This window comes from Roseateles sp. (assembly GCF_965229315.1).
Classification (GTDB): Bacteria; Pseudomonadota; Gammaproteobacteria; order Burkholderiales; family Burkholderiaceae_C; genus Pelomonas.
The window spans coordinates 791579-816207 of record NZ_CBDDJA010000002.1 but is presented as its reverse complement, the minus strand read 5'-3'; the positions used below and the strand labels follow the sequence as shown (position 1 = coordinate 816207).

Below are 24629 nucleotides of genomic sequence, written 5' to 3'. Positions count from 1 at the left end.
TCGGCCGTCACACCCGCGACCCTTTGCCCCCGGGGAAACACCCAGGAACTTCAGGCCTTGAGGTCAATCACTAAACTGGTGCGATGACACCGCTGGACAGCCTCGCCTGGAGCAATCGCTTTGCCACGTTGGGCCCCGAGTTCTTCACCGAACTGCACGCGCAAGGCCTGCCCGACCCACACTGGGTGGCGCAGAGCGCGGCCTGCGCTGAGCTGCTGGGCTGGCCGGCCGGCTGGGCCTCGGAACCCGACGCCCTGCAGGCCTTCTCCGGCGGTGCGACATGGCCCGGCATGCGGCCGCTGGCGTCGGTCTACAGCGGCCACCAGTTCGGCGTGTGGGCCGGCCAGCTGGGTGACGGCCGCGCGCTGTGGCTGGGCGAAGCGGAGACGCCCCACGGCCCGCAGGAGCTGCAGCTCAAGGGCGGCGGCATGACGCCCTACTCGCGCCGCGGCGACGGCCGTGCGGTGCTGCGCTCGTCCATCCGCGAGTTCCTGTGCTCCGAGGCGATGGCCGCCTTGGGCGTGCCGACGACGCGCGCGCTGTGCATCACCGGCTCGCGCCTGCCCGTCCGCCGCGAGACGGTGGAGACGGCCGCCATCGTCACGCGTGTGGCGCCCAGCTTTATTCGCTTCGGCCACTTCGAGCACTTCGCCCACCACGATCAGCTCGAGGCGCTGAGGCGCCTGGCCGACTTCTTCATCGCCCACCACGCGCCCGAATGCGCCGACGCGCCGGAGCCTGCCGTCGCGCTGCTGCGCAAGGTGGCGCTGCAGACGGCCGACCTCGTCGCGCACTGGCAGGCCATCGGCTTCTGCCACGGCGTCATGAACACGGACAACATGTCCATGCTGGGCCTGACGCTGGACTACGGTCCCTTCGGCTTCATGGACGCGTTCGACCCCGGCCACGTCTGCAACCACAGCGACGACCGCGGCCGCTACGCCTATGCGCGCCAGCCGTCCGTGGCGTTCTGGAACCTGCATGCGCTGGCGCAGGCCCTGCTGCCGCTGCTGCCCGTCGGCACCGAGGCCGAGACTGAGGCGGCGACCGAACGGCTGCTCGGCGCCGTCGAGGCCTTCCGCGAGCGCTTCGCCAGCCAGATGGTCGGCCGCATGTGCGCCAAGCTGGGCCTCGCGACGGCGGACGATGGCGACCAGCAACTGGCCGACGATTTCCTGAAGCTGATGGCCGCGTCCCGCGCCGACTTCACGCTGAGCTTTCGCTGCCTGTCGCGCGCACACACCGATGCCGAGCCGCTGCGCGACCTCTTCATCGACCGCGCCGCGCTGGACGCCTGGCTGGTGCGCTGGCGCGAGCGCGCCGCACGCGAGACCGGTGTCGAAGCCCGCATGCTGGCCACCAATCCCGCCGTGGTGCTGCGCAACCACCTCGCCGAAGGCGCGATCCGTGCAGCACAGCACGGCGACTTCAGCGAGATCGACCGGCTGCTGAAAGTTCTGAGCCGCCCGTTCGACGAACCGGTTCTCCCCAGCGATGCGGCCCTCCCGCCCGACTGGGCCCAAACCCTCGAAGTCTCCTGTTCATCATGAGCCAAGCATCCGACAAGCCCTACCCCGTCCAGAAGACCGATGCCGAATGGCGTGAGCAACTGGACCCGATGCAATACCAGGTCGCCCGCCAGGCGGCGACGGAGCGCGCCTTCACCGGCAAGTACTGGGACCATTTCAAGGACGGCCACTACAACTGCGTCGGCTGCGGCACGCCGCTGTTCGAGGCCGACACCAAGTTCGACGCCGGCTGCGGCTGGCCCAGCTACTGGGCGCCGGTGAACAGCGAGGTGGTCGAGCGCATCGTCGACCGCAGCCACGGCATGGTGCGCGTGGAAGTGCGCTGCAACACCTGCGGCTCGCACCTGGGCCACGTCTTCCCCGACGGCCCCGAGCCCACCGGCGAGCGCTTCTGCATCAATTCGGCGGCCATCGATTTCGTCGGGGACAATCCTTGAACTCGGGGACAGACCGCCCGAGCGGAGCGAGTCGCTCTGTCCTCGACTGCCGCAACACATGAAGTTACTGCTCGACTTTCTGCCGCTGATCCTCTTCTTCGGCTCCTACCAGTACGCCAAGAGCCACGCCGCCTGGGCCGCTGCGTTCACCACCGAGCACTTCGGCTTCATGGTGTCCGGCGGCGTCGTCGGCACGGACGAAGGCCCGGTGATGCTGGCCACGCTGGTGGTCATGGTCGCGACCATCGCCCAGGTGCTCGTGCTGAAGCTGATGCGCCGCAAGATCGACCTGATCCTGTGGATCAGCCTGGTGCTGGTCGTGACGCTGGGCGCACTCACCGTGTGGTTCCACAACAAGACCTTCATCATGTGGAAGCCGACCGGCCTGTACTGGGCCATGGCCTTGACCTTCTGGGGCTCGCAGGCCTTCTTCCGCAAGAACCTGATCCAGAGCATGCTGGGCAACGAGCTGCCACTGCCGGCCGCCGTGTGGGCCACGCTCAACCGCGCCTGGATCGTGTTCTTCGGCGGCATGGGCGTGCTGAACCTCATCGTCGCCTACAACACGGATGAAGCCACCTGGGTGAGCTTCAAGGCCTATGGCGCCACCGGCCTGATCCTGCTGTTCACGCTGGCGCAGGGGGTGTACCTGGCCAAGCACCTGCCGCCTGAACCCGAGGAAGGCGGCAAGCCATGATGGTCACCGAGATCGAGACGCGCCTGCGCGAAGCGCTGGCGCCGACCGAACTGCACGTCCGCGATGACAGCGCCCAGCACGCCGGCCACGCCGGCGCCCGCGAGGGCGGGCATTTTCATGTGGCTGTCGTGTCGGATCGCTTTACGGGTCTGCAACGATTGGCCCGTCACCGCCTCGTTTATCATTGTCTGTCCGACCTGATGCAGCGCGGCATTCATGCGCTGGCCATCGACGCCCGCGCGCCGGGTGAAGCCTGAAGGTCGAGCGTGATCGAACCGCGCGCCCAATCCGGGCGCGTTTTTTTAGCCTGATTCACCCAGCCAATCCCATGAAGAAGTTTGCGCTTGCCGCCATCGTCGCGGCCACCATCTCGGCCCTGCTGCCGGCTGCCGCAGTCGCGCAGAACGTCACCACCGTGAACGGCAAACCCGTGCCCAAGGCACGGGTCGAGACGCTGATCCAGCAGGTCACCAAGAGTGGCCAGCAGCAGCGCTCGCCGGAGCTGGAAGCCCAGGTCAAGGACGAAGTCGTCCGCCGCGAGATCTTCATCCAGGAAGCGGAGAAGCGCGGCATCCCGCAAGGCGCCGACTACAAGACCCAGATGGATCTGGCCCGCCAGATGCTGCTGATCCGCGGCCTGATGGAAGACTTCAAGGCGAAGAACCCCGTCAGCGACGCCGAGGCGCAAGCCGAGTACGACAAGTTCAAGGCCGCCAACACCGGCAACGAGTACCGCGCCCGCCACATCCTGGTCGAGAAGGAAGAGGACGCCAAGGCCCTGATCGTCCAGATCAAGGGCGGCGCCAGCTTCGAGGAACTGGCCAAGAAGAACTCCAAGGACACCGGCTCCGCGCAAAACGGCGGCGACCTGGACTTCGCCAACCCGAACAACTTCGTGCCCGAGTTCAGCAAGGCCATGACCGCGCTGCAAAAGGGCGAGATGACGCAGGAACCGGTGAAGAGCCAGTTCGGCTACCACGTCATCAAGCTGGAAGACATCCGCCCGGCGACCTTCCCCGCGTTCGACGACGTCAAGGCGCAGATCAAGCAGCGCATCGAACAGCAGAAGATGGCCGAGTTCCAGCAAGGCCTGATCGAAAAGGCCAAGACGGATTACAAGTTCACCAAGTAATCCGGCTCCTGCCCGACTCAAAAGCCCGCCTTTGGCGGGCTTTGTCGTTCATGCCACGAGCCGGCCGGCCTCGATGCGCAACTGCCGCTCGCAGCGCGCCGCGATCTCGCGGTCATGCGTCACCAGCACCAGCGTCGTGCCGGCCTCGCGGTTGAGTTCGAACATCAACGCCATCACCGACGCACCGGTCGCGAAGTCGAGGCTGCCGGTGGGCTCATCGGCCAGCAGCAGCGCCGGGCGCTGCACGAAGGCACGCGCCAGCGCGACACGCTGCTGCTCGCCACCCGACAGCACGCGCGGGTAGTGGGAGAGGCGCTCGCCCAGGCCCACGCGGGCCAGCATGGCGGCGGCCTGCTCGCGCGCATCGCGGTCGCCGCGCAGCTCCAGCGGCAGCATGACGTTCTCCAGTGCCGTCAGGTTGGGCAGCAGCTGGAAGCTCTGGAACACGAAACCCAGCTCGCGGGCGCGCACGGCGGCGCGCTGGTCCTCGTCCAGCGTGAACAGGTCCTGACCGCGCAACCTGACGGTGCCGCTGCTGGGCGTGTCCAGCCCCGCGAGGATGGCCAGCAGCGTGCTCTTGCCGGAACCCGATGCCCCGACGATGGCCACCGACTCCTGCGCCGCCAGCGTGAAGCTGATGTCATGGAGAATCGTCAGCTCCCCGGTCGCGTCGCCGACGCGCTTGGTGATCTGATCAACTTGGACGAGGACTTCTGGCATGTCGGGACTGCGGCGTCGGGCGTGGGTGGCGCACTGTAGCGTGGGGCTGCTGGCCGGCTGGGCGTCGGGCCTTGCGGCCGCGGCCGATGCGCCGGTGCTGCTGGTGGTGGGCGACAGCCTGTCCGCCGAGTACGGCCTCAAGGCCGGCGACGGCTGGGTGGCGCTGCTGCAGAAGCGCCTGAACGACCAGAAGAAGCCCTACCGCGTCGTCAACGCCAGCATCAGCGGCGACACCACCGCCGGTGGCCGCAGCCGGCTGCCGGCGGCGCTGCGCACGCACAAGCCGGCCATCGTCGTCATCGAGCTGGGCGGCAACGACGCGCTGCGCGGCCTGCCGCTGTCCAGCACGCGCGACAACCTGCAGGCGATGGTGAAAGTGGCGCAGGCCGCCGGCGCCAAGGTGCTGCTGGCCGGCATGCAGGTGCCGCCCAACTACGGCTCGGCCTACGGCAAGGACTTTGCCGACCTGTTCGAGCAGGTGGCCAAGCCGGCCCGCGCGGCCGTCGTGCCTTTCCTGCTGAAGGGCGTGGCCGACCGGGCGGACGCGATGGACTGGTTCCAGCCCGACCGCATCCACCCGCTGGCCAAGGCGCACCCGCTGATGCTGGACAACGTCTGGCAGGCGCTCAAGCCGCTGCTCTGAGCTTGCCTTCAGGCCACCGTGTCAGGGCTCGACCTGGCGCGGCTCGCCGCCACGCCGCTCACGCAGGGGCACGCCCTCCGGGCGGGCACGCTGCGGGCCTTCGTTGCGCGGCTGAGCCTGCTGGGGCTGGGGTTGCGGCATCTGCAGGCGCGGCGGTTCAGGCGGGCGCTGGCGTTGCGGTTCCTCGGCGCGGCGCTGCGGTTGCGGCGGCTCCATGGCGGGCCGCTCGGGCATCTGGATCACACGCTGCGGCTCGGCTTGCTGTTGTTGCGGCTGCGGCTGCGGCTGGATACGGCGCATCTCGTCACGGCGTTCCTCGCGCCGCGGCACGTCGTCCCGGCGCGGCTCCTCGCGGCGCTCGCGCATCTCGTCGCGCTGCTGCTGCTGAGCGCGCCACGGCATGTTGTCGCCGCCGCGCTGCGGCTGCTCGATGTTCGGCCGTGGCTGCGGTTGCTGCTGCACGGGCATGGCCGGCTGCGTGACCGACGGCATCGCGGGCAGCGGGCGCGCGGGCAGCGGCTGCGCCTGCATGTCGGGGCCGCGTTGCGGTTCGCGGCGCACCGGCACCTGGCCTTCGCTGCGCCAGCCCATGTTGCCTTCGGGCGTGCGCGGCGTGCGGCGTGGCAGGTCGGCTTCCGCCGGGCGCGTGGGCGCCGCGGGCAGCACAGCGGCCAGGTCGCCGCGGCCGGGCGCGCCGGGCAACGGGCGGCCCCAGCCGGGCTCGGGCTTGCGGTCGGAGCCGCGCACGGGCAGGGGCTGGATGCCCGCGCCCGGGCCGGGCAGCGTGCTCACGGCGGTCGGCACGTCGCGGTAGCGGTTCGGACGCTGCACGGTGACGGGATCGCGCAAGTCGCGCGGGTCGTTGACGCGGTTCACGTAGCGCGGGCTGTGGCGGTAGCCCGGCACGAACACCTCGCGCGGCGCCAGCGGATACCAGCCGTAGCGCGGCGGCGCCGGGCGGCCGCCGATGGAGATGCCCACGCTCACGGACGGGCCGCCCACCCAGCCCACCAGCGCCGGCGCATAGGCGGGCCGCTGAACATACGGGCCGGGCGCCCAGCACCAGCGGCCGCCCCAGTTCACCCAGCGGCCATAGTGGAAAGGCGCGAAGCCCCAGGGCGCGTCGTCCACCCAGGTCCAGCCCCACTGGCGCGACCAGGCCCAGCGGCCGTAGCGGTAGGGCGCCCAGTCGGCGACGACGACGGTGGTGGGAATCCAAACCGCGCCGTAGTCCGGTGCGGTTTCCCAGCGGCCATAGCGGTCCAGGTCTTCGGCGCCGGTCATCTCCGGCGACACGTAGCGCGCGACGGGGCGGTCGCCCTCGTCGCGGCTCTCGGCCAGCACCCAGTCGCCGAAGCCGTCGCTGAACAGCGGGCCACGCTCGGCGCGCGGGCCGTCGGGCCACCAGAACTCCGCCTGTTCCCCGGTGGCCAGCGTCACCGGCGCCGCAGCGCGCGCCCAGTCGAAGCGCACGCGGCCCTGCCAGACGTAGACCTTGCTGCCGCGGTCCAGCTGCTCCACGCGGTACAGGCCTTCGCGCTCGGGCTGTGTCGTGCCCTCGCGGGTGCGCAGCCTCGTCTCCGCCGCGTTCTGTGCGTTGCGCAGCCGCACGGCGACGTCGCCGCGGTCGATCTGCAGCAATGTCTGGCCATCGTCGAGCTGGCTCATCTCCAGGTCGCTGCGCTCGTCCACCCAGATGGTCGTGGAGCCCACGCGCAGGCTGAGGCGGCCGCGGTCGTCGGTGCGCACGCGGTCGCCCTCGCCCACCGTCTGGTTGCGCGTGAGCCGCATCCACTCGCGGGTTTCGTGGTCGAACAGCCAGGCGTCGCCGATGACATCGACGACACGGGCTGCGCGCGCAGGCGGGTCACGATCGGCGTCCTGCGCATGCGCGCCGGGCGCGAGTGCGAGCAGCAGCGTCATCGCGAGGACGCGCCAATGGCGACGGTTCAGGACGAGTTCTGGGGCGGCTGAGGCCATGGGAAAGGCTCCTTTACCGGAAGCTAACGCACCGGGCACAGCCGCGGTGCACGACGCTTACAAAGGTTTCAATCCGGCGGTCAGTCGTCCGCGTTCGGGTCCAGTTCAGGGAACAGCACCGATGTGAAGCCGAAGCGGCGGAAGTCCTGCACCCGCATGGGGTAGAGGATGCCGTCCAGGTGGTCGCATTCGTGCTGCACGACGCGGGCATGGAAGCCGTCGGCGATGCGGTCGATGGGCTGGCCGTCGGCGTCGAAGCCGGTGTAGCGGATGCGCTCGTCGCGCTCGACGACGCCACGCATGCCGGGCACCGACAGGCAGCCCTCCCAGCCTTCGGTGCGGCCACCGTCCAGCACCTCGATGACCGGATTGATGAGCACCGTGGGCGGCACGGGCGGCGCGTCGGGATAGCGCACGTTCCTGTCGTAGCCGAAGATGACCAGACGCAGGTCCACGCCGATCTGCGGCGCCGCCAGGCCCGCGCCGTGGGCGGCGGCCATGGTCTCGAACATGTCGGCGATGAGCGCCTTGAGTTCGGGCGTGCCGAACGCGGCGACGGGCTGGGCCACGCGCAGCAGGCGCGGGTCACCCATTTTCAGAATCTCGTGAACGGCCAAGCGGGCCTCCTTCGGCTATCGTGCGCCGATTCTAGGAACCCGCTTCCCATGCGCCCCGAATTTCTCGAAGACCTCGGCCACGGCATCTACGCCATCGACACCGGCTTCCAGCAGCGCCCGCGCTTCGATGCGGCCTACCTGGTCGTGGAAAACGGCCGCGCCGCCTTCATCGACACCGGCACCAACCACGCGGTGCCGCGCCTGCTCGCCGCACTGACGGCGCTGGGGCTGACGCCGGCCTGCGTGGACTGGGTCATCCCGACGCACGTGCACCTGGATCATGCGGGCGGCGTGGGCCTGCTGATGCAGCAGCTGCCCACCGCCCGCGTGCTGGTGCATCCCCGCGGCCTGCGCCACATGGTCGATCCCAAGGGGCTGTGGTTCGGCGCGCTGGCCGTCTACGGCGAGGCGGAGATGGAGCGCAGCTACGGCCGCCTCGTGCCGGTGCCGGCCGAGCGCGCCGAGGCCAGCTTTGACGCGCAGGTGCTGCTGCTGGCCGGCCGGCCGCTGCGCCTCATCGACACGCCGGGCCACGCCAGGCACCACCATGGGATCTGGGACGAACGCAGCCGCAGCTGGTTCACCGGCGACACGTTCGGCCTGTCCTACCGCGGGTTCGACGCGGACGGCCGCGCCTGGATCCTGCCCACCACGACGCCGGTGCAGTTCGACCCCGACGCGCTGAAGGCCACCGTCGCGCGGCTGCTGGCCGCCGAACCGGTGGCGATGCAGCTCACCCACTACGGCCGCATCGGTGGCTCGGTGGCCGAGGTGAAACGCCTGGCCGCGGAGCTGCTGGCGCAGGTGGACGAGATGGTGGCGCTGGCGCTATCACTGCGCGAGGCACCGGACCGCCATGACCGGCTCAAGGGCGGTTTGTTGCACGGCTACCTCGCGCGCATCCAGGCCCACGGCTACCCGGGCGACATGGCCGCCGCGGCAGACTGGCTGGGGCCGGATGCGGAGCTGAACGCGCAGGGCCTGCAGGTCTGGCTGGACCGCCCCGCCGGCTGACATGCTGCCCCGGCCCAGCCTGGCAACCCAGGTTTTTTCGGCCGGTGTCCTCACACTTGGGCCTGTGCGCGCCAGCGCCCCCCTCGTTTGAAGGGCGGCCGCAACCCTCGCCGTCGAGCGCCCAGGCGGTGCCGAGTGCAGAATCGCCGCTGCGGGCGAGTACCGGCATGGGTGCCGGCGCTTCGCCCGCGTTGACCCCAGCCAGGAGTTCACCATGCGCGTCGCCTACCCCGTCACTTCGGCCGCTTGGCTGCGCCGCGGTCTGTTCGCGGCCGGGTTGCTGGCAATGTCCGCCACCGCCAGCGCGCTGAACACGTTCACGTTCAATCCGGCCGCTGCCGGGCTGGCAGGCACGGCGTTCTCCGCGGACAACCTGCTGATCTCGGATTACGCGACGGTGACACAGACCTCGGCGACCACCTTCACCGAGACCGGCTTTCTGGCCATCACTGGCGCGCAGCTGAACAGCAGCACGCTGTCGGTGCCAGGCCTGAACAGCACATATGGCCTGTACATCGCCTTCACCGGGCAGGGCACGACCGACGGCAACAACCCGCTCACGCAGGTCTCGATCGGCAGCTTCACGTCGCTGACCTACACGCTGTACGGCTACAACGGCACGGCCACCTTCGGCTTCAACGGCACGACACCGGTCACGACCGCCATCGCACCGGTGGCGCTTGCCACCGGGACGCTGGTCGGCGGCAGCGTCGTCAGCATCCCGGGTGGCGGCGCCTTCTCGCCGTCCGCTGGTGCGACGGTGACTGTCGGCAACGTGTCATCGGCCTTCACGTCGCCGCTGGCCTTCTACGACCAGGCGCAGACGTCCTTCAGCAACACCAGCTCGCAAGTCCAGTTGTTTGCCGGCGGCTTCATGGTCCAGCAAGGCGGCGGCTCGATCAACTTCGCAACGGCAGTGCCGGAACCGATGACGTCGGCGTTGCTGCTGGGCGGCCTGGGAGTCATCGGCTTCGTGTCGCGCCGCCGCGGCGCCCGCTGACCCCGCTGCGAACAGTCCCGTCCAAGAGCCGCCACGACGGGCGGCTTTTTTTGTCCCTTGCGCCCAGCGACGGCGTCAAACGTCCAGGCCCAACTCCTGGATCTTGCGCGTGATCGTGTTGCGGCCAATGCCGAGCTTCTGCGCGGCCTCGATGCGGCGGCCGCGGGTGATGTCCAGCGCGGTCAGGATGAGCTGGGCCTCGAAGCGCTTGGTCAGCGCGTCCCACACGTCCGGCTCGCCGGCCAGCAGGCGGGCGCGGGCGTCGGCGGCCATGTCGGCCAGCCAGCCCTCGCCGGCGCTGGTGTTGGCCGGTGCCGCCACCGATGCAGGCGCGGCGCCGAGCTGAACGCCCGCGGCGACGGCTGGCGCGATCGCGATCGCGGCCGCGTGCCCGGGCTGCAGCTCGTCCGGCAGGTCCTTGGGCTCGATGACCTGGCTGGGCGCCATCACGCTGAGCCAGTGGCAGATGTTCTCCAACTGGCGCACGTTGCCGGGGAACTCGAAAGCCGTCAGCAGCGTCAATGCGGCGTCGGACAGGCGCTTGGGCTCCACACCCAGTTCGGTGGCACTGCGCTGCAGGAAATGGCGGGCCAGCGAGGCGATGTCTTCGCGACGCTCGCGCAGCGGCGGCAGGCGCAGACGGATGACGTTGAGGCGGTGGAACAGGTCCTCGCGGAACACGCCCTGGCGCACGCGCTCTTCGAGGTTCTGGTGCGTGGCCGCGATGACGCGCACGTTGCTGCGCAGCGGGCTGTGGCCGCCCACACGGTAGAACTGGCCATCGGACAGCACGCGCAGCAGCCGCGTCTGCAGCTCGAACGGCATGTCGCCGATCTCGTCCAGGAACAGCGTGCCGCCGTCCGCCTGCTCGAAGCGGCCGCGCCGTGAGGCCTGCGCGCCGGTGAAGGCGCCGCGCTCGTGGCCGAAGAGTTCGCTCTCCAGCAGGTCCTTGGGGATCGCCGCGGTGTTGATGGCGACGAAGGGGCCTTCGCCGCGCGGGCTGTGCTTGTGCAGCGCGCGGGCGACCAGCTCCTTGCCGGAGCCGCTCTCGCCGGTGATCATCACCGTGACATGGCTCTGGGACAGCCGGCCGATCGCGCGGAACACGTCCTGCATCGCCGGCGCCTGGCCCAGCATCTCGGGCACCTGTGCGGCGGCTTCCTGCTCGCCGGCCTCGCGCTGGCTTTCCTCCTGCGCGCGGCGGATCAGCTCCACGGCGCGCGGCAGGTCGAAGGGCTTGGGCAGGTACTCGAAGGCACCGCCCTGGAAGGCCGACACGGCGCTGTCCAGGTCGGAATAGGCCGTCATGATGATGACGGGCAGCGCCGGCAAGCGCGCTTTCACCTTGGCCAGCAATTCCAGGCCCGAGCCGCCGGGCATGCGGATGTCGGAGACCAGCACTTGCGGGGAGTCATCGTCCAGCGCGGCGAGCATGTCGCGCGCATTGCTGAAGCTGCGCACCGGCAGCCCCTCGCGGGCCAGGGCCTTCTCGAGCACGAAGCGGATCGAGTGGTCGTCGTCAACAACCCAGATGGATTTCATGCAATTCCTCGACCGCGCCCATCACCTCGTGGGATCAGGGCAGCGGCAGCGTGATTCGGAAATTCGTCAGGCCCGGCTCGCTCTCGCAGTCGATCATGCCCTGGTGTTGCTGGGCGATCGTCTGCGCGAGCGTGAGGCCGAGGCCCGAGCCGCCCTCCCGACCCGACACGAGGGGGAAGAAGATGCGATCCCGGATCTCGGCGGGTACGCCGGGGCCGTTGTCCTCGATATGCAATTCCAGTGCCAAGCGCCAGCGCTGCTTGCCAATGGTGACCTGTCGGGCCACGCGCGTGCGCAGCATGATCTGCGCGTCGCCCGCGTGGATGCGCGAACCCAGCGCCTGGGCGGCGTTCTGCACGATGTTCAGCACCATCTGGATGAGCTGCTCGCGGTCGCCCCGGAAGTCCGGCAGCGAGGTGTCGTAGTCGCGCAGGATGGCCAGGCCCTTGGGATGCTCGATGAGCACCAGCGCCCGCACCCGCTCGCACAGCTCGTGGATGTTGACGTCGCCCACGACATGGGCGCGGCGGTGCGGCGCGAGCAGACGGTCCACGAGGCTTTGCAGGCGGTCGACCTCATGCACGATGACCTGGGTGTACTCGGTCAGCTCCGCGTTCGTGTCCTGCAACTCCAGCGCGAGCAGTTGCGCCGCGCCGCGGATGCCGCCGAGCGGGTTCTTGATCTCGTGGGCGAGGTTGCGCGTGAGCTCCTTCGTGGCCTGGACCTGGTCGAGGCTGCGCTCGTCGCGGTCCTGGCGGGCCTGGCTGCCGATCTCGATCAGTTCCACCAGCACGCGCGGCGCACGCTCCATGCCGACATCCATCTGCGACACGATGACATGCACGGCAAGGCCATCTTCCTGAGCCCAGGCACCGCGACGCAGCTGGGCGTCGAAACGGCTGCTGGAGTACTGGTTCGCCGCCACGCCGGCCAGCGTCTCCGTCAGGCGCTGGGCATCGTCGAACCAATCGGGCAGTTGCGCCTTCTGCGCCGTGCGGCGCGACAGGCGCATGACGTTCTCGAACGCCGTGTTGGCAAACAGGCATTCGCCTTCGGCGCTGGACACGACCACCATGGTCGCCAGCAGGTCCAGGCCAGCGAACTCCGGCGGCAGGGACAGGATGTCAGGCATGGCGCACCGGGGCGCCATGCGCCTCAGGGAAGTTTGGCGATCTCGCGCCTGAGCGCTTGCACGTCCGACTCGTAGCGGCCGATGCTGTCCTTGAGCTCGGCCATGCGGTCGAGGTACTTCTGGTAGTTGCGCTCGTCACCGCGGCGCTCGCCCTGGCCGTTGTTGAATTCCTTCTGCGCGGACGACAGCCGCTCCTCGGCCTGGCGAAGTTCGGCCTGCAGCACGCGGCGCCGCTCGTCGTCGCGGGCACGCTGCTGCTGGTTGTCGACACGGCTTTCAGCACCGCGCTGTCCTTCGGCAGCGGCGGGCGCCGCAGCCGTGGCACCCGCGCGCGGCTTGACCGTCTGCATGACGGTGATGGGCGTGCCTTCGATGGTGCGGCAGCCCTTCTCGCTGGCCTCCTTGGCCGTCAGCGCGTCGGTGTACAGCACCGGCGGGCCGGGGCAGCGGTAGACCGTGCCCTGGGCTTGGACGCCCAGGCTTGCCACGGCGAGCAGCGGGGCCAGCAGTCGATTCAGCATGACGGGATTGTGGCCCAGCCAGGCAAACGAAAAAGGGGCCGCGCAGGCAGCCCCTTTCCGTGGATGACCAGGCAGCGATGGTGCTGCCCATGGTGATCACAGCGTGTAGTACATGTCGAACTCGACCGGGTGCGTGGCCATGCGGAAGCGCGTCACTTCCTGCATCTTCAGCTCGATGTAGGCATCGATGTAGCTGTCCGTGAACACGCCGCCCTTGGTCAGGAAGGCGCGGTCCTTGTCCAGGTAGTCCAGCGCCTGGTCCAGGCTGTGGCAGACGGTCGGGATCTTCGCGTCTTCTTCCGGGGGCAGGTGGTACAGGTCCTTGGTGGCGGCTTCGCCCGGGTGGATCTTGTTCTCCACGCCGTCCAGGCCAGCCATCAGCAGCGCGCTGAAGGCCAGGTAGGGGTTGGCGGAGGGATCGGGGAAGCGCGCCTCGATGCGGCGGCCCTTGGGATTGCCGACGTAGGGGATGCGGATCGAGGCCGAGCGGTTCTTGGCCGAGTAGGCCAGCTTCACCGGGGCTTCGAAGCCGGGCACCAGGCGCTTGTAGCTGTTGGTGCCGGGGTTGGTGATGGCGTTCAGCGCGCGGGCGTGCTTGATGATGCCGCCGATGTAGTACAGCGCGAATTCGCTCAGGCCGGCATAGCCATCACCGGCGAACAGGTTCTTGCCGTCCTTCCAGACGGACTGGTGAACGTGCATGCCGGAGCCGTTGTCGCCGACCAGCGGCTTGGGCATGAAGGTCGCCGTCTTGCCGTAGGCATGGGCGACGTTGACGATGATGTACTTCTGCAGCTGCAGCCAGTCGGCACGCTGCACCAGCGAGCTGAACTTGGTGCCGATTTCCATCTGGCCGGCGTTGGCCACCTCGTGGTGGTGCACCTCGACCGGGATGCCCATCTGCTCCAGGATCAGGCACATCTCCGAGCGCATGTCCTGGCCGCTATCGACCGGGGGCACGGGGAAGTAGCCGCCCTTGACGGTGGGACGGTAGCCGGAGTTGCCGTGCTCGTATTCCTTGGACGAGTTCCAGGCGCCTTCCTCGGACTCGATCTTGAAGAACGAGCCGGACATTTCGTTGCCCCAGCGCACGCTGTCGAAGATGAAGAACTCGGGTTCCGGGCCGAAGTAGGCGGTGTCGCCCAGGCCGGACGCCTTCAGGTAGGCCTCGGCGCGCTTGGCCAGCGAACGCGGGTCGCGCTCGTAGGCCTTGCCGTCGGCGGGGTCGACGACGTCGCAGGACAGGATCAGCGTCGGCTCTTCGAAGAAGGGGTCGATGTTGGCCGTGTTGGGATCGGGCATGAGCAGCATGTCCGACGCTTCGATGCCCTTCCAGCCGGCGATCGAGGAGCCGTCGAAGGCGTGGCCCGACGTGAACTTGTCTTCATCGAAATGGGAGACGGGCACGGAGACGTGCTGCTCCTTGCCACGGGTGTCGGTGAAGCGGAAGTCAACGAACTTGATTTCGTTGTCCTTCACCAGTTGCATCACATCGGCGACGGTCTTGGCCATCAATAGCTCCTAGCGGGATCGAGTGGGTGGTTGCTGCCGCGAGCGCGTGCCTGCGGCCACGAGGGATTCAAAGCAGTTTGCATGCCAACATGCACCGACATGGGTTGTCGCCGGCAGGGTGCGGGCATTATGAGGTGGCAGGGTTGACACGTCCGGCTGACGGCGCGTCATCGCACCATTTCTGTGCCGATTGATGCACCAAACGCGGTCACGCCTCGCTTCAGTGCATCGTAGGCCAGCGAAAGCTGCGCGGCATCACCCTTGACGCCCAGCTCGATGCAGCGACCCCACTGCGGGTGGTCGACGCTGGGCAGGCTGAACACCTTGATGCCGCCGAACTCGGCCTCGACGGCCTCCATCAGCGGTGTCAGGCTGGCCTCCATCGCGCCCTGCACGATGAGCGAGCGCTCCAGCACGCCCACCTGGCGGTGCAGTTGCGGGTAGCGGTCCAGCACCCAGGCCATCATCGGATGGGCCATCACCGGGAAGCCGGGCACGAAATGCACGTCGCCCACGAAGAAGCCGGGAATCTTGTTGTACGGATTGGGGACGATGCCCGCACCCTGCGGGAACACGCCCATCTCGAAGCGGCGACGGCTGTCCGCGTGCTCGGGGTCGGCCGTGGTGCCCTGCTCCTCGGCCATCTTCAGGATGCGCTGCCAGATGAGCTCACGCGCTTCGGCATGCAGCGCCAGCGGCCGGCCCAGCGCCTCGGCGGCGGCCTGGCGGGTGTGGTCGTCCGGCGTGGCGCCGATGCCGCCGCAGCTCACGACCAGGTCGCCGCTGGCGAAGGCCTCGCGCAGCCGCGCTGCCAGCAGCGCGCGGTCGTCGCCCAGGTACTGCGCCCAGGCCAGCTGCATGCCGCGCTCCGACAGCAGCGCGATGAACTTGGCGAGGTGCGAGTCCTGGCGCTTGCCGGACAGGATCTCGTCGCCAATGATGATCAGTCCGACTTGCATCTTCGTCGCTCAGCTTTCAATCAGCACGGCCGACTCGGCCACCGGCTCCGCGGCCCGCCGGGCCTGCAGCGCGGCCAGCGCATAGTGCGCGAACCAGGCCGTGGAGAAGGCGAACACCAGCGTGTACAGCCAGATGGCGACCAGCACCAGGAAGGGCGCGAAGACGATGGCCATCGCGCTGAAGGCCCAGATCAGCGACGGCGCGGCACCCAGGTAGCCGCAGATGACGCCGATGATGAGCAGCGGCAGGCGCTGCTCCTTCAGGATCGCCCGCCGCTCGTCGGCCGACGCATGCTCGGCCAGCACGTCGAAGCCGAACACGCGGTAGGCCAGCCAGCCCCAGATCAGCGGCGGCAACACCATCACCAGCGGCGGGATCAGCCACAGCGGCATGGACAGCAGCAGCAGCACCAGCGCGACCAGCGTGGCGCCCAGCGATGCGCCGACACTCTGCAGCAGCGTGCCGCCGCGCTTCTTCTCCAGCAGCGGGAAGCGCCGTTGCGCGACGAGTTGCACGATGGCGGGCGTCATGCACAGCGCCACCAGCAGCAGGCTCAGCAGGATGACCACGGGCAGCACCCCGGCCAGCACGACGATAGCGGCCAGCGCGCTGCGGAAGGATTGCAGGCCGAAGGTGTCCAGCCACTGCAGCAGGCTCTCGATGAGGCGCCAGCTTTCCAGCGTCGCGCGCACGCTGGCGATGGCGCCTTCCCAGAAGAAGAACATGAGGCCGAACACCAGCACCCCGCCGATGGCCAGCGGCAGCAGCGACAGCGCGATGACGCGCGGGTGCAGGCAGTAGGCGGCCGCGCGCCAGAACGAGTCGACGAGACCCTGCATCAAGTGACCTTTCGGTAGGACGTGGCCAGGCGCTTCAGCCCCAGCCACTGCTGGTGCCAGAAGCCCTCGCCGTAGTCGCGCCCGCCTTCTTCGGGGAGCTGGTCGCGCACGCCGGTGGCGTCGAAGCGGCGCTCGAAGTCGGCCGTGCGGAACAGCTGGTCCCACAGCGGCAGCAGCACGCCGAAGTTGTGCCCGCCCAGCGTGCCCCGGCCTTCGCTCTCGTGGCCGATGCCGATGCTGTGGTGGCGGCGGTGGAACAGCGGGCTCACCAACAGCCGGTCGCCGACACGGCCGAAGCTCAGGCGCACGTTGGCGTGCTGCAGGCTCTCGTGCAGTTGCGTGATGACGGTGATGGCGACGAACTGGCCCGGCTCCACGCCGATGAAGCGGGCCAGCAGCGCGAAGGCTGTGCCCATGAGGACGTCGTCCAGCAGGTGGTTGCGGTTGTCGCTCCACATCGTCATCTGGCGCTGGCTGTGATGCAGGCTGTGCAGCGCCCACCACCAGTGCCACTGGTGCTGCCAGCGGTGCAGCCAGTAGCCGACGAAGTCGAACACGACGAGATACAGCAGCAGGCTGACCCAGGCGATGTCGGTCACGCCGGGCCACAGGCCGTCGAGCTGCCAGGTGGGCATGCCGGCCAGGCGCAGCTGGCCCGCGATGGTGTCCCACAGCGGCTCGACGCTGAAGAACAGCGCCAGCCGCACGAGACCGAGGCGGTGGATCAACGTATAGAACACGTCGGTGCGCACCGCCGCGTGGTCGCTCACCGGCTCCACCGGCCAGCGCCGCTCCAGCAGCCGGATGCCCAAAACGATGACGGCGATCTGCACCACGCCCAGCAGCAGCCAGCGGGTGGCGTCGAACGCGTCTTCCAGCAGGTTGCCGAAGCCCAGGCCGAACACCAGCGGCTGCACGAAGCTCTCGTACAGCCACAGTTGCGCGGCATCGAAGGCGTTGGCAATCCAGTCGATCACGGCTTCTTGGGTTCGGGTGTCTTGAACAGGTGCGCGTAGCGCGGATGCTCGCGCAGCGGGGCAAAGCATAGACCGCGCTGCTCCAGCCCCGTCATCAGCGGCTCCAGCACCGCAGGCGCCCAGGGGTCTTGGCGCTGCCAGATGCCCAGGTGCGCGATGAGGATGTCGCCGGGCTTGATGTCGCGCAGCGCCTTCTCCAGCAGCTGCGCGTTGGGTGCGCTCTGGCTGGGCAACTCATCGCCCAGGAACCCGGCGCGGCTCCAGCCGACGTGCGTGAAGCCGCAGGCCTTGGCCGCGTTCAGCAGCGCGGCCGACGACCGCCCGGCCGGCGCCCGGAAGAGGGGGTCGAGCGGCTTGCCGGTCATCGCCGTGAAGCGTTCGCCGACCTTCTTCAGGCTCTCGCAGTACTGCTCGGGCGTCAGCTCGCGCACCACCGGCGGATTGACACCGGCCTGCGTGCGCACCTTGAAGCGCACCACCTTGCCGTCGGCGTCCAGCACGTCTTCCATGAAGATGTCGTGGTCCCAGGTGTGCGAGCCGAAGTCATGGCCCTCGGCCGCCAGCTCGCGCCACCACGGCGCCCAGGTCGCATCCAGCGTGGTGCCGCCGGTCAGCGTGGGCTCGCTGGCCAGGAAGAACGTCGCCTTGGCGTTGTGCTTCTTCAGCGTCTCGGCGATCAGCGGCGCCACGCCCATGTGGCCGGTGTCGAAGGTGAGGTAGACCGGCTTGTCGCAGCGCGGCTGTGCCGTGGCCGCCGTGGCCACCAGCGCCAGGAGAAGGGCTTTCATGTATTCGGAATGTGGGTCGAGCGCCGGGCCGCTCCCAAGCCGGCCCGCAGGCGATGTGCGAGCGGCTCAATGCCGCACGCATCGCCGTCCCCTCGGGGGACCGGCCAAGGTACGCCTTGGACGAGGGGCGCCATGTCTAGAGCCGTGGGGTGTGGTCGAGCGTCCAGATGCCGTGCGGCGACTTGCCCACCTTGACCTGGCGCACGACCTTGCGCGTGACCGTGTCGATCTGCGTGAGCTTGCCGGCCCAGCGCGACGTGACGAGCAGCGTGCGGCCGTCGGTCAGCAGCTCCATGTCGTCGGGGCCGGCGGGCGCCGGGTACTGGTCGACGACCGTCATCGTCGTGAAGTCGATCTTGCTGATCGTGTTGGCCGCGCGGTTGGACACCAGCACGTGGCGCTTGTCGCCCCAGGCGCGGAAGGAGTGCGTGCCGGCGCCAGTGGGGATGCGCTTGGCCAGTTGCGGGCGCGCCCCGCTGACGTCCCAGACCTCGACGAACTTGTCGCCGGTGAGTGCCACCAGCAGGAACTTGTCGTCCGGCGTCAGGAAGATGTCGGCCGGCATCTTGCCCACCGGCTGCTTCCACCTGACGGCCTGCGTCGCCAGGTCGATGGCCAGCAGCTCGTCGCTGTCCTGCAGGCTGGCGTAGACGGTGGTGCTCTTGCTGTCGATGCTCAGGTGGCTGGGCGTCTTGGGCGCCGGGATGCGCTTGACGAGTTGCAGCGGTTCGCTCGCCACCGTGCCCTGCCAGCGGTAAAGGACGACGTAGTCCAACCGGTTGGACGCCGTGACGAACCACTTCATGTCCGGCGAGAAACGCAGGTGGTAGGGGTCGGAGATGCCGCGCACCACGCGCTGCACTTCGGCCGTGCGCGGATCGACGAAGGTCAGCGAATCGCCCAGCGCGTTGGCGACGATGAGGGACTTCTCGTCGGGCGACAGGTAGAGGTGGTGCGGCTCCTTGCCCGTCGGGATGCGCTTGACGACCGTGAAGCTGGCGGGGTCGACCACCGAGATGTCGGCGTCCAGGGAATTCAGCACGAAGACGGGGGGCCGCGCCTGCGCCTGGGCGTGCGCCAGGCCGGTCAACAGCATCAGGAGCGCGAGCGCGCTGCGACGGAACATGCCGGAATCCTCAAAACAACAAGGGCGGCAGTTGCCGCCCTCACGGTGCCCAGTTTACCGGGGCGGCCTACTCGTCATCGCCGCCGAGGACGCCGCCCAGCAGTCCGCCCGCGGCAAAGCCACCGAGAAGCGACCCTTCCTCCTTGTGGCCACCGCGCTGCGGCGCCGCCGCAAAGATGCGCGAGGCCAGGCGCGAGAACGGCAGGCTCTGCAGCCACAGTTCGCCCGGGCCGGTCAGCTTGGCCAGGAACAGGCCCTCGCCGCCGAACAGCGCCGTCTTGATCTTGCCGACGTACTGGATCTCGAAGTTCACGTTGGGCGTGTAGGCCACCACGCAGCCGGTGTCCACCAGCAGCGTCTGGCCGGGCTGCAGCGTGCGGCGCACGATGGTGCCGCCGGCGTGCACGAAGGCCATGCCGTCGCCGTCCAGCTTCTCCATGATGAAGCCCTCGCCGCCGAAGAAGCCGGTGGACAGCTTCTGCTGGAACGCGATGCCCAGCGACACGCCGCGCGCCGCGCACAGGAAGGCGTCCTTCTGGCAGATCAGCGTGCCGCCGAGCTGGCGCAGATCCATCGCGACGATCTTGCCCGGATAGGGCGCGGCGAAGGCCACGCGCCGCTTGTCCGCTGCGTTGTTGGTGTAGATCGTGGTGAACAGCGACTCGCCCGTCAGCAGCCGCTTGCCCGCACCCATCAGCTTGCCCAGGAAGCCGCCCTGGCTGGCCGAGCCGTCGCCGAACACGGCCTCCATGCTGATGGCCGGGTCCATGAAGAACATCGAGCCTGCCTCGCCGATGGCCGCCTCGCCGGGATCGAGTTCGATCTCGACGAACTGCATCTCGGCACCCTTGATCTCGTAGTCCACCACGTCCATGGCCATGCTCAGCTCCCGGAAGAAAAATCCGGCGCGGATCATAGTGAAGTGGCGTGTCACCCGGGCGCTCAGCCCCTGTTCACGCGGCATGGCGATCTGCGGACATGGGCACCCGGGGCACCGTTCGACCCTCCCGCACCGCGTGCATGGCCCCGCCGTACATAATCAAAACGTGGCCGCGGTATCGCGGCCCATTGTCTTTACGGAGCAGACCATGCAAAACGACAAGGGGCTGGCCGCAGTTTTGCGGCAGCACGAGGGCAAGGTGCTGCAAGACTGGACCGGCGCGTTGCAGGAAGTCCGGCGCCACGGCGCGGCGGGCGGCGGCGACCGTGACACGCACGCCCAGGCGCGCGGCTTTCTGGGCGCGTTTGCCACGGCGATACGTCGCTCCGCGGACACCGACCTGACCGGCAGTGACTGGGACGACGTGCGCGCCCTGCTGACCGAGCTGTCCCGCGACCGCGCCGTGGCCGGATTCAGCCCCACGGAAACGGCCACCTTCGTGTTCTCGCTGAAGCAGCCGCTGTTCGTGGCGCTGCGCGAAGCGCTCGCAGATGACCCCAAGCGGCTCAGCGATGAACTCTGGGCGGTGTCCCTCATCCTCGACAAGCTCGGCCTGTTCAGCATCGAGGCCTACCAGAAGGGCCGGGAAGAGGTGATCGAGCGGCAGCACCAGGAGCTGCTGGACCTGTCCACGCCCGTGGTCGAACTCTGGCAAGGCATCCTGGCCCTGCCGCTGATCGGCACGCTGGACAGCGAACGCACGCAGATCGTCATGGAGAGCCTGCTCGAGGCCATCGTCGACAAGGAAGCGACCGTGGCCATCCTGGACATCACCGGCGTGCCCACCGTCGACACGCTGGTCGCGCAGCACCTGATGAAAACGGTGGCGGCCGCCCGGCTGATGGGCGCGGAGTGCATCATCAGCGGCATCCGCCCGCAGATCGCGCAGACCATCGTCCACCTCGGCGTGAACCTCGACGGCGTCATCACCAAGGCCACGCTGGCTGGTGCGCTGCAGACGGCCCTGCGCAAGACGGGGCAGAGCGTGCAGCGCGCCGAGCCGCTCAAGGCCGGCAGCTAGAGGCAACGCCCCGTGGATCACATCCCGATTCTCAAGGTCGACAGCTTCCTGCTGGTCACCATCCAGGTGGAGCTGCATGACGACCTCGCCATGAGCCTGCAGGATGACCTGACCCAGAAGCTGTTGAAGACCAACTCGCATGGCGTGCTGATCGACATCTCCGCGCTGGAGATCGTCGACTCCTACATCGGCCGGATGCTGTCGCAGATCTCGTCCATCGTGAGCATCATGGATGCCACCATGGTGCTGGTCGGCATGCGGCCGGCGGTGGCGATCACCCTGGTCGAACTCGGCATGACGATGGCCGGTGTGCGAACGGCGCTCAATGTCGACAAGGGCCTGGCCCTGCTGCGTCGTTCGCTCGATGAAGGCGGAAGGACTGGCGCCGCACCGTGACCGGCGCCGTCGTGGTCCAGATCCGTTCGGCTGAACAAGTCAGCACGGCGCGCCGGGCGGTGCAGGCGCGCGCGACGGCCATCGGCATGTCCACCCTGGAAATCACGAAGTTCGTGACCGCGGCCAGCGAACTCGCGCGCAATGTGCTGGTGCATGGCGGTGGCGGCACGATGACGATGCACGACGTCGAACGCGACGGCAAGCCCGGCCTGCAGCTCGATTTCGAGGACGGCGGGCCTGGCATCGCCGATGTGCCGCAGGCGCTACGTGATGGTTTCAGCACGGCGAACAGCCTGGGCCTGGGCCTGGGCGGCGCGCAGCGCCTGGTGCAGCACTTCGAAATCATCCCGCGCTCCGGCGCGGGCACGCATGTGCGGATCGCGCAGTGGAAACGACGATAACCATCGACGACCCCAGCCGGATTGCCGAGGTACGCCGCGCCGCGGTGCTGCTCGGGCAAACGGTGGGGCTGACCCCCGAGTTGATCGCCCAGGCCTCGCTGGTCACGTCCGAGCTGTGCACCAACATCCTCAAGTACGCGGATCGCGGTGAACTCTGGTTGAGCCCACTGACGGCCCATGGCATGGCTTACGGGCTCGACATCGTCGCCCTGGACCGCGGCCCGGGCATCGCCAATTTCGACGCGGCGGCCAAGGACGGCTTCTCGACGGGCGGCAGTCTGGGCATCGGCCTGGGCACCATGCGCCGCGCTGCCGCGCTGTTCGACGTCTACACCGCACCCGGCCTGGGCACGGCCGTGATGGTGCGGCTGCACGAGAAGCGGGTCGCGGCGCCGGCGGACGACGGTTTTGCCGTGGCCAGCCGGATGACGCCGATACGCGGCGAGACCGTGTCGGGCGACGGCTGGGCCAGCCTGCGTTTCGACCGCTCGCTGGCCGTCGCGGTGGTGGACGGCCTGGGCCACGGCCCCAAGGCGGCCGAGGCGGCGCATGCGGCCATCGAGTCCTTCCATCGCAGCGTGCGCGAAGCCGGGCCGGCACGCGCGATCGAATTGGCCCACCAGGCCCTGCTGTCGACGCGGGGCGCGGTCATGGCGGTGGCCTGCATCGACACCCAGGCGCAGATCTTGCGCTTTGCCGGCCTGGGCAACATCAACGCGGTGGTTCACTCCCAAGGGGTGGCCACGCGCCTGGTCTCGACCGATGGCACGGTCGGCTACGGCGTGCGCAAGGCACGCGAGTCCTCGGTGCCCTGGACGCCCCGCTCGACCCTGGTCATGAACAGCGATGGCCTGAGCTCGCGCTGGAACCTGGCCCGGCACCCGGGCTTGCTGGCCTGCCATCCGGTGCTGGTGGCCGCGGTCCTGCACCGCGATTTCGCACGCAACACCGACGACGCCACCGTGGTCGTCATCCAGGGGCATTGATGCAGATCGTCGTGCTGACCGTCAAGATCCAGAGCGACCCGAGCCTGGTGGCGCTGCGGCATCGCTGTCGCCAGGTCAGCGAGCTGTTCGGGCTTGAGGCCCTGCAGCGCACGCGGCTGACGACGGCCGTGTCCGAGATCGGCCGCAACGCGCTGCAGTACGCCGGCGCGGCCAAGGTGAGCTTCCTGGTCGGTGACTCGCCCGCGCAGCCGGGCGCGCAGTCGCTGCTGATCCGGGTCGCCGACAAGGGGCCGGGCGTGCCCGCCTCGATCTGGGCCGATGGCGAGATCAGCGCCGGGCACCGGGCAGGCGGCCTTCATGGCAGCTACCGGCTGGTCGACGCCTTCCTGATCGAGGTCGAGCCGGGTGAAGGTTCCACCGTGTCCATGGAAATGCTGCTGCCGCGCGGCGCCCCGAAGCTGGCAGCGGCCGACATCAGCCAACGCACCAGCGAGCTGTTCCGCCGCCAGCCGCAGAGCCAGACGGAGGAACTGGAGCAGCAGAACCGCGACATGCTGTACGCGCTGGACGAGCTGCGCCAGCGCAAGAGCGACCTCGAACTCGCCGACCAGCGCAAGAACGAATTCGTCGCGATGCTGGCGCATGAGCTGCGCAACCCGCTGGCGGCCATCTCGATGAGCGTCGAGGTGATGCGGCGCAAGAAGAACCTCAGCATGGCCGATGTCGAAAAGTACCGGGAGACCATCGGCCGGCAGGCGACGCAGCTGACCAAGCTGGTCAACGACCTGATGGACGTGTCGCGCGTGTCCCGCGGCAAGGTCGAACTTGAACGTGCCGTGGTGGGGGTGGGGTCGCTGGTGTTCGAGGCCATCGAGATGACGCGCGCCTTCGTCGATGCGAAGAAGCACCGCCTGCTCGTGCCGGCGCTGGACGACGTGGCCTGGGTGGATGTCGACCTGGTGCGCATGAAGCAGGTCATCAGCAACCTGGTGCACAACGCCGCGCGCTACACGCCGGAAGGCGGCTTGATCGAAGTCGGCATCGATGCCACCGGCACCGCGGTCCGCATCAGCGTCAAGGACAACGGCGTCGGCATCGATGCGTCCATGCTGCCGAAGATTTTCGAGCTGTTCACCCAGGCGCCGAACAGCCTGGCGCGCGAGGACGTCGGCCTGGGCATCGGCCTGACCATTGTCCAGCGCATGGCCGCTGACCACGGCGGGACGGTCAGCGCCCACAGCGCCGGCCTGGGCTGCGGCAGTGAATTCATCCTGACCTTGCCGACCGTCCCACCGCCCGCTGCTGTGCTTGCGCAGCCGCCCTTGCCCGCCACGGCACCGGAGATCGTCGCACCGCAGCGGCGGCTGCTGCTGGTGGACGACAACGCCGACGCCTTGCAGGCGATGGCCGAGCTGTTGCAGGTGCACGGCTTCGCCTGCGCGGTGGCGCTGGATGGGCCGCAAGGCCTGGCCGCTGCCATCGGTCAGCAGCCCGAGATCGTCATCATCGATATCGGCCTGCCGGGGCTGGACGGCTTCGGCGTGGCAGCGGAGCTGCGCCGGCTGTATGGCCCCGGCATGACGCTGATCGCGATGAGCGGCTACTCGGCCCCGGACACACGCCTTCGCGCCGAGCAGGCCGGCTTCGACGACTTCCTGGTCAAGCCCATCGACATGCCTGCGTTGGTGACACAACTGCAGACCCAACCGGCCGGCAGCCGGCGCTTGCCTTGACCACACGGCCCGGGGTCCTGTGCAC

Annotated in this window: 26 protein-coding genes; 13 read left to right on the top strand and 13 right to left on the bottom strand. The window is 68.8% G+C overall.

Annotated features, from left to right (window positions below; all coding sequences use genetic code 11):
- The first annotated feature begins 83 nt into the window (after positions 1-83).
- The 5 genes from ACO07H_RS08555 to ACO07H_RS08535 all read left to right on the top strand — a co-directional run bounded on the left by ACO07H_RS08555 (position 84) and on the right by ACO07H_RS08535 (position 3795).
- Complete coding sequence (locus ACO07H_RS08555; protein ID WP_422013098.1) at positions 84-1550, top strand: protein adenylyltransferase SelO; 1467 nt, start codon at positions 84-86, stop codon at positions 1548-1550.
- A complete protein-coding gene (gene msrB / locus ACO07H_RS08550) occupies positions 1547-1966 on the top strand; it encodes a peptide-methionine (R)-S-oxide reductase MsrB (RefSeq protein WP_422013096.1) in 420 nt (139 codons plus the stop codon). Before ACO07H_RS08555 ends, msrB begins: the two co-directional genes overlap by 4 nt.
- 58 nt (positions 1967-2024) lie before the next feature.
- On the top strand, positions 2025-2663 hold the full coding sequence (locus ACO07H_RS08545; RefSeq protein ID WP_422013094.1) for a septation protein A: 639 nt from the start codon (positions 2025-2027) through the stop codon (positions 2661-2663).
- A complete protein-coding gene (locus tag ACO07H_RS08540; RefSeq protein WP_422013092.1) occupies positions 2660-2920 on the top strand; it encodes a BolA family protein in 261 nt (86 codons plus the stop codon). The genes ACO07H_RS08545 and ACO07H_RS08540 overlap by 4 nt, the downstream gene beginning before the upstream one ends.
- Before the next feature lie 71 nt (positions 2921-2991).
- Complete coding sequence (locus ACO07H_RS08535; RefSeq protein ID WP_422013090.1) at positions 2992-3795, top strand: foldase protein PrsA; 804 nt, start codon at positions 2992-2994, stop codon at positions 3793-3795.
- A gap of 48 nt (positions 3796-3843) precedes the next feature.
- On the opposite strand, the gene ACO07H_RS08530 is transcribed toward ACO07H_RS08535, so the two are convergent.
- Complete coding sequence (locus ACO07H_RS08530) at positions 3844-4515, bottom strand: ABC transporter ATP-binding protein (RefSeq protein WP_422013088.1); 672 nt, start codon at positions 4513-4515, stop codon at positions 3844-3846.
- Here ACO07H_RS08530 and ACO07H_RS08525 point away from each other — a divergent pair.
- Positions 4514-5158, top strand: a complete 645-nt coding sequence (locus ACO07H_RS08525; RefSeq protein ID WP_422013086.1) for an arylesterase — start codon at positions 4514-4516, stop codon at positions 5156-5158. The genes ACO07H_RS08530 and ACO07H_RS08525 overlap by 2 nt on opposite strands.
- A 21-nt stretch (positions 5159-5179) precedes the next feature.
- Here ACO07H_RS08525 and ACO07H_RS08520 read toward each other — a convergent pair whose 3' ends face one another.
- Positions 5180-7138, bottom strand: coding sequence for a DUF6600 domain-containing protein (locus ACO07H_RS08520; protein WP_422013084.1), 1959 nt, complete (start codon positions 7136-7138; stop codon positions 5180-5182).
- A gap of 80 nt (positions 7139-7218) precedes the next feature.
- On the bottom strand, positions 7219-7755 hold the full coding sequence (gene def, locus ACO07H_RS08515) for a peptide deformylase (RefSeq protein WP_422013082.1): 537 nt from the start codon (positions 7753-7755) through the stop codon (positions 7219-7221).
- A gap of 48 nt (positions 7756-7803) precedes the next feature.
- Here def and ACO07H_RS08510 point away from each other — a divergent pair, with 48 nt between their 5' ends.
- Both ACO07H_RS08510 and pepA read left to right on the top strand, forming a co-directional pair.
- Entirely contained in the window at positions 7804-8769 is a 966-nt protein-coding gene (locus ACO07H_RS08510; RefSeq protein WP_422013080.1) for an MBL fold metallo-hydrolase, read from the top strand.
- A gap of 214 nt (positions 8770-8983) precedes the next feature.
- On the top strand, positions 8984-9769 hold the full coding sequence (gene pepA, locus ACO07H_RS08505) for a flocculation-associated PEP-CTERM protein PepA (protein ID WP_422013078.1): 786 nt from the start codon (positions 8984-8986) through the stop codon (positions 9767-9769).
- 75 nt (positions 9770-9844) lie between these two features.
- On the opposite strand, the gene ntrC is transcribed toward pepA, so the two are convergent.
- The 10 genes from ntrC to ACO07H_RS08455 form a co-directional block, all read right to left on the bottom strand.
- Positions 9845-11311, bottom strand: coding sequence for a nitrogen regulation protein NR(I) (ntrC, locus tag ACO07H_RS08500; protein WP_422013076.1), 1467 nt, complete (start codon positions 11309-11311; stop codon positions 9845-9847).
- A gap of 34 nt (positions 11312-11345) precedes the next feature.
- Complete coding sequence (gene glnL / locus ACO07H_RS08495) at positions 11346-12443, bottom strand: nitrogen regulation protein NR(II) (protein WP_422013074.1); 1098 nt, start codon at positions 12441-12443, stop codon at positions 11346-11348.
- A gap of 23 nt (positions 12444-12466) precedes the next feature.
- Positions 12467-12964, bottom strand: a complete 498-nt coding sequence (locus ACO07H_RS08490; protein ID WP_422013072.1) for a hypothetical protein — start codon at positions 12962-12964, stop codon at positions 12467-12469.
- Between the two features lie 96 nt (positions 12965-13060).
- A complete protein-coding gene (gene glnA / locus ACO07H_RS08485; RefSeq protein WP_422013070.1) occupies positions 13061-14476 on the bottom strand; it encodes a type I glutamate--ammonia ligase in 1416 nt (471 codons plus the stop codon).
- 167 nt (positions 14477-14643) lie between these two features.
- Complete coding sequence (locus tag ACO07H_RS08480; RefSeq protein WP_422013068.1) at positions 14644-15435, bottom strand: competence/damage-inducible protein A; 792 nt, start codon at positions 15433-15435, stop codon at positions 14644-14646.
- A gap of 9 nt (positions 15436-15444) precedes the next feature.
- A complete protein-coding gene (locus ACO07H_RS08475; RefSeq protein WP_422013066.1) occupies positions 15445-16275 on the bottom strand; it encodes an EI24 domain-containing protein in 831 nt (276 codons plus the stop codon).
- Positions 16275-17249 carry a sterol desaturase family protein gene (locus tag ACO07H_RS08470; RefSeq protein ID WP_422018611.1) on the bottom strand — a complete coding sequence of 325 codons (975 nt, stop codon included), beginning with the start codon at positions 17247-17249 and terminating at the stop codon, positions 16275-16277. Before ACO07H_RS08470 ends, ACO07H_RS08475 begins: the two co-directional genes overlap by 1 nt.
- Positions 17249-18040: a polysaccharide deacetylase family protein gene (locus tag ACO07H_RS08465; protein WP_422013064.1), complete on the bottom strand. Its 792-nt coding sequence runs from the start codon at positions 18038-18040 to the stop codon at positions 17249-17251. Before ACO07H_RS08465 ends, ACO07H_RS08470 begins: the two co-directional genes overlap by 1 nt.
- 136 nt (positions 18041-18176) lie before the next feature.
- Positions 18177-19166 (bottom strand): YncE family protein, encoded by a 990-nt coding sequence (locus tag ACO07H_RS08460; protein WP_422013062.1) that lies wholly within the window; start codon positions 19164-19166, stop codon positions 18177-18179.
- Positions 19167-19233: 67 nt separating this feature from the next.
- The gene (locus tag ACO07H_RS08455) at positions 19234-20046 is read right to left on the bottom strand and encodes a TIGR00266 family protein (RefSeq protein WP_422013060.1); all 813 of its coding nucleotides are present in this window, start codon (positions 20044-20046) and stop codon (positions 19234-19236) included.
- A gap of 208 nt (positions 20047-20254) precedes the next feature.
- Here ACO07H_RS08455 and ACO07H_RS08450 point away from each other — a divergent pair, with 208 nt between their 5' ends.
- The 5 genes from ACO07H_RS08450 to ACO07H_RS08430 are packed head-to-tail and all read left to right on the top strand — an operon-like array spanning position 20255 to position 24604.
- The gene (locus ACO07H_RS08450; protein ID WP_422013058.1) at positions 20255-21127 is read left to right on the top strand and encodes an STAS domain-containing protein; all 873 of its coding nucleotides are present in this window, start codon (positions 20255-20257) and stop codon (positions 21125-21127) included.
- A gap of 12 nt (positions 21128-21139) precedes the next feature.
- Positions 21140-21523 (top strand): STAS domain-containing protein, encoded by a 384-nt coding sequence (locus tag ACO07H_RS08445; protein ID WP_422013056.1) that lies wholly within the window; start codon positions 21140-21142, stop codon positions 21521-21523.
- Positions 21520-21924, top strand: a complete 405-nt coding sequence (locus ACO07H_RS08440) for an ATP-binding protein (protein ID WP_422013054.1) — start codon at positions 21520-21522, stop codon at positions 21922-21924. The genes ACO07H_RS08445 and ACO07H_RS08440 overlap by 4 nt, the downstream gene beginning before the upstream one ends.
- Positions 21909-22910, top strand: a complete 1002-nt coding sequence (locus ACO07H_RS08435; RefSeq protein ID WP_422013052.1) for a SpoIIE family protein phosphatase — start codon at positions 21909-21911, stop codon at positions 22908-22910. The genes ACO07H_RS08440 and ACO07H_RS08435 overlap by 16 nt, the downstream gene beginning before the upstream one ends.
- Positions 22910-24604 carry an ATP-binding protein gene (locus ACO07H_RS08430; protein WP_422013050.1) on the top strand — a complete coding sequence of 565 codons (1695 nt, stop codon included), beginning with the start codon at positions 22910-22912 and terminating at the stop codon, positions 24602-24604. Before ACO07H_RS08435 ends, ACO07H_RS08430 begins: the two co-directional genes overlap by 1 nt.
- Positions 24605-24629 lie beyond the last annotated feature (25 nt).

Excerpts from the sequence above, each read along its gene's own strand:
- glnA (WP_422013070.1), bottom strand. The coding sequence starts at position 14,476 with ATGGCCAAGACCGTCGCCGATGTGATGCAACTGGTGAAGGACAACGAA.
- ACO07H_RS08450 (WP_422013058.1), top strand. The coding sequence starts at position 20,255 with ATGCAAAACGACAAGGGGCTGGCCGCAGTTTTGCGGCAGCACGAGGGC.
- glnL (WP_422013074.1), bottom strand. The coding sequence starts at position 12,443 with ATGCCTGACATCCTGTCCCTGCCGCCGGAGTTCGCTGGCCTGGACCTG.
- ACO07H_RS08475 (WP_422013066.1), bottom strand. The coding sequence starts at position 16,275 with ATGCAGGGTCTCGTCGACTCGTTCTGGCGCGCGGCCGCCTACTGCCTG.
- ACO07H_RS08465 (WP_422013064.1), bottom strand. The coding sequence starts at position 18,040 with ATGAAAGCCCTTCTCCTGGCGCTGGTGGCCACGGCGGCCACGGCACAG.
- ACO07H_RS08545 (WP_422013094.1), top strand. The coding sequence starts at position 2,025 with ATGAAGTTACTGCTCGACTTTCTGCCGCTGATCCTCTTCTTCGGCTCC.
- msrB (WP_422013096.1), top strand. The coding sequence starts at position 1,547 with ATGAGCCAAGCATCCGACAAGCCCTACCCCGTCCAGAAGACCGATGCC.
- ACO07H_RS08430 (WP_422013050.1), top strand. The coding sequence starts at position 22,910 with ATGCAGATCGTCGTGCTGACCGTCAAGATCCAGAGCGACCCGAGCCTG.
- ACO07H_RS08520 (WP_422013084.1), bottom strand. The coding sequence starts at position 7,138 with ATGGCCTCAGCCGCCCCAGAACTCGTCCTGAACCGTCGCCATTGGCGC.
- ACO07H_RS08540 (WP_422013092.1), top strand. The coding sequence starts at position 2,660 with ATGATGGTCACCGAGATCGAGACGCGCCTGCGCGAAGCGCTGGCGCCG.
- ACO07H_RS08555 (WP_422013098.1), top strand. The coding sequence starts at position 84 with ATGACACCGCTGGACAGCCTCGCCTGGAGCAATCGCTTTGCCACGTTG.
- ACO07H_RS08525 (WP_422013086.1), top strand. The coding sequence starts at position 4,514 with ATGTCGGGACTGCGGCGTCGGGCGTGGGTGGCGCACTGTAGCGTGGGG.
- ACO07H_RS08480 (WP_422013068.1), bottom strand. The coding sequence starts at position 15,435 with ATGCAAGTCGGACTGATCATCATTGGCGACGAGATCCTGTCCGGCAAG.
- ACO07H_RS08530 (WP_422013088.1), bottom strand. The coding sequence starts at position 4,515 with ATGCCAGAAGTCCTCGTCCAAGTTGATCAGATCACCAAGCGCGTCGGC.
- ACO07H_RS08460 (WP_422013062.1), bottom strand. The coding sequence starts at position 19,166 with ATGTTCCGTCGCAGCGCGCTCGCGCTCCTGATGCTGTTGACCGGCCTG.
- ACO07H_RS08455 (WP_422013060.1), bottom strand. The coding sequence starts at position 20,046 with ATGGCCATGGACGTGGTGGACTACGAGATCAAGGGTGCCGAGATGCAG.
- ACO07H_RS08510 (WP_422013080.1), top strand. The coding sequence starts at position 7,804 with ATGCGCCCCGAATTTCTCGAAGACCTCGGCCACGGCATCTACGCCATC.
- ntrC (WP_422013076.1), bottom strand. The coding sequence starts at position 11,311 with ATGAAATCCATCTGGGTTGTTGACGACGACCACTCGATCCGCTTCGTG.
- ACO07H_RS08490 (WP_422013072.1), bottom strand. The coding sequence starts at position 12,964 with ATGCTGAATCGACTGCTGGCCCCGCTGCTCGCCGTGGCAAGCCTGGGC.
- pepA (WP_422013078.1), top strand. The coding sequence starts at position 8,984 with ATGCGCGTCGCCTACCCCGTCACTTCGGCCGCTTGGCTGCGCCGCGGT.
- ACO07H_RS08535 (WP_422013090.1), top strand. The coding sequence starts at position 2,992 with ATGAAGAAGTTTGCGCTTGCCGCCATCGTCGCGGCCACCATCTCGGCC.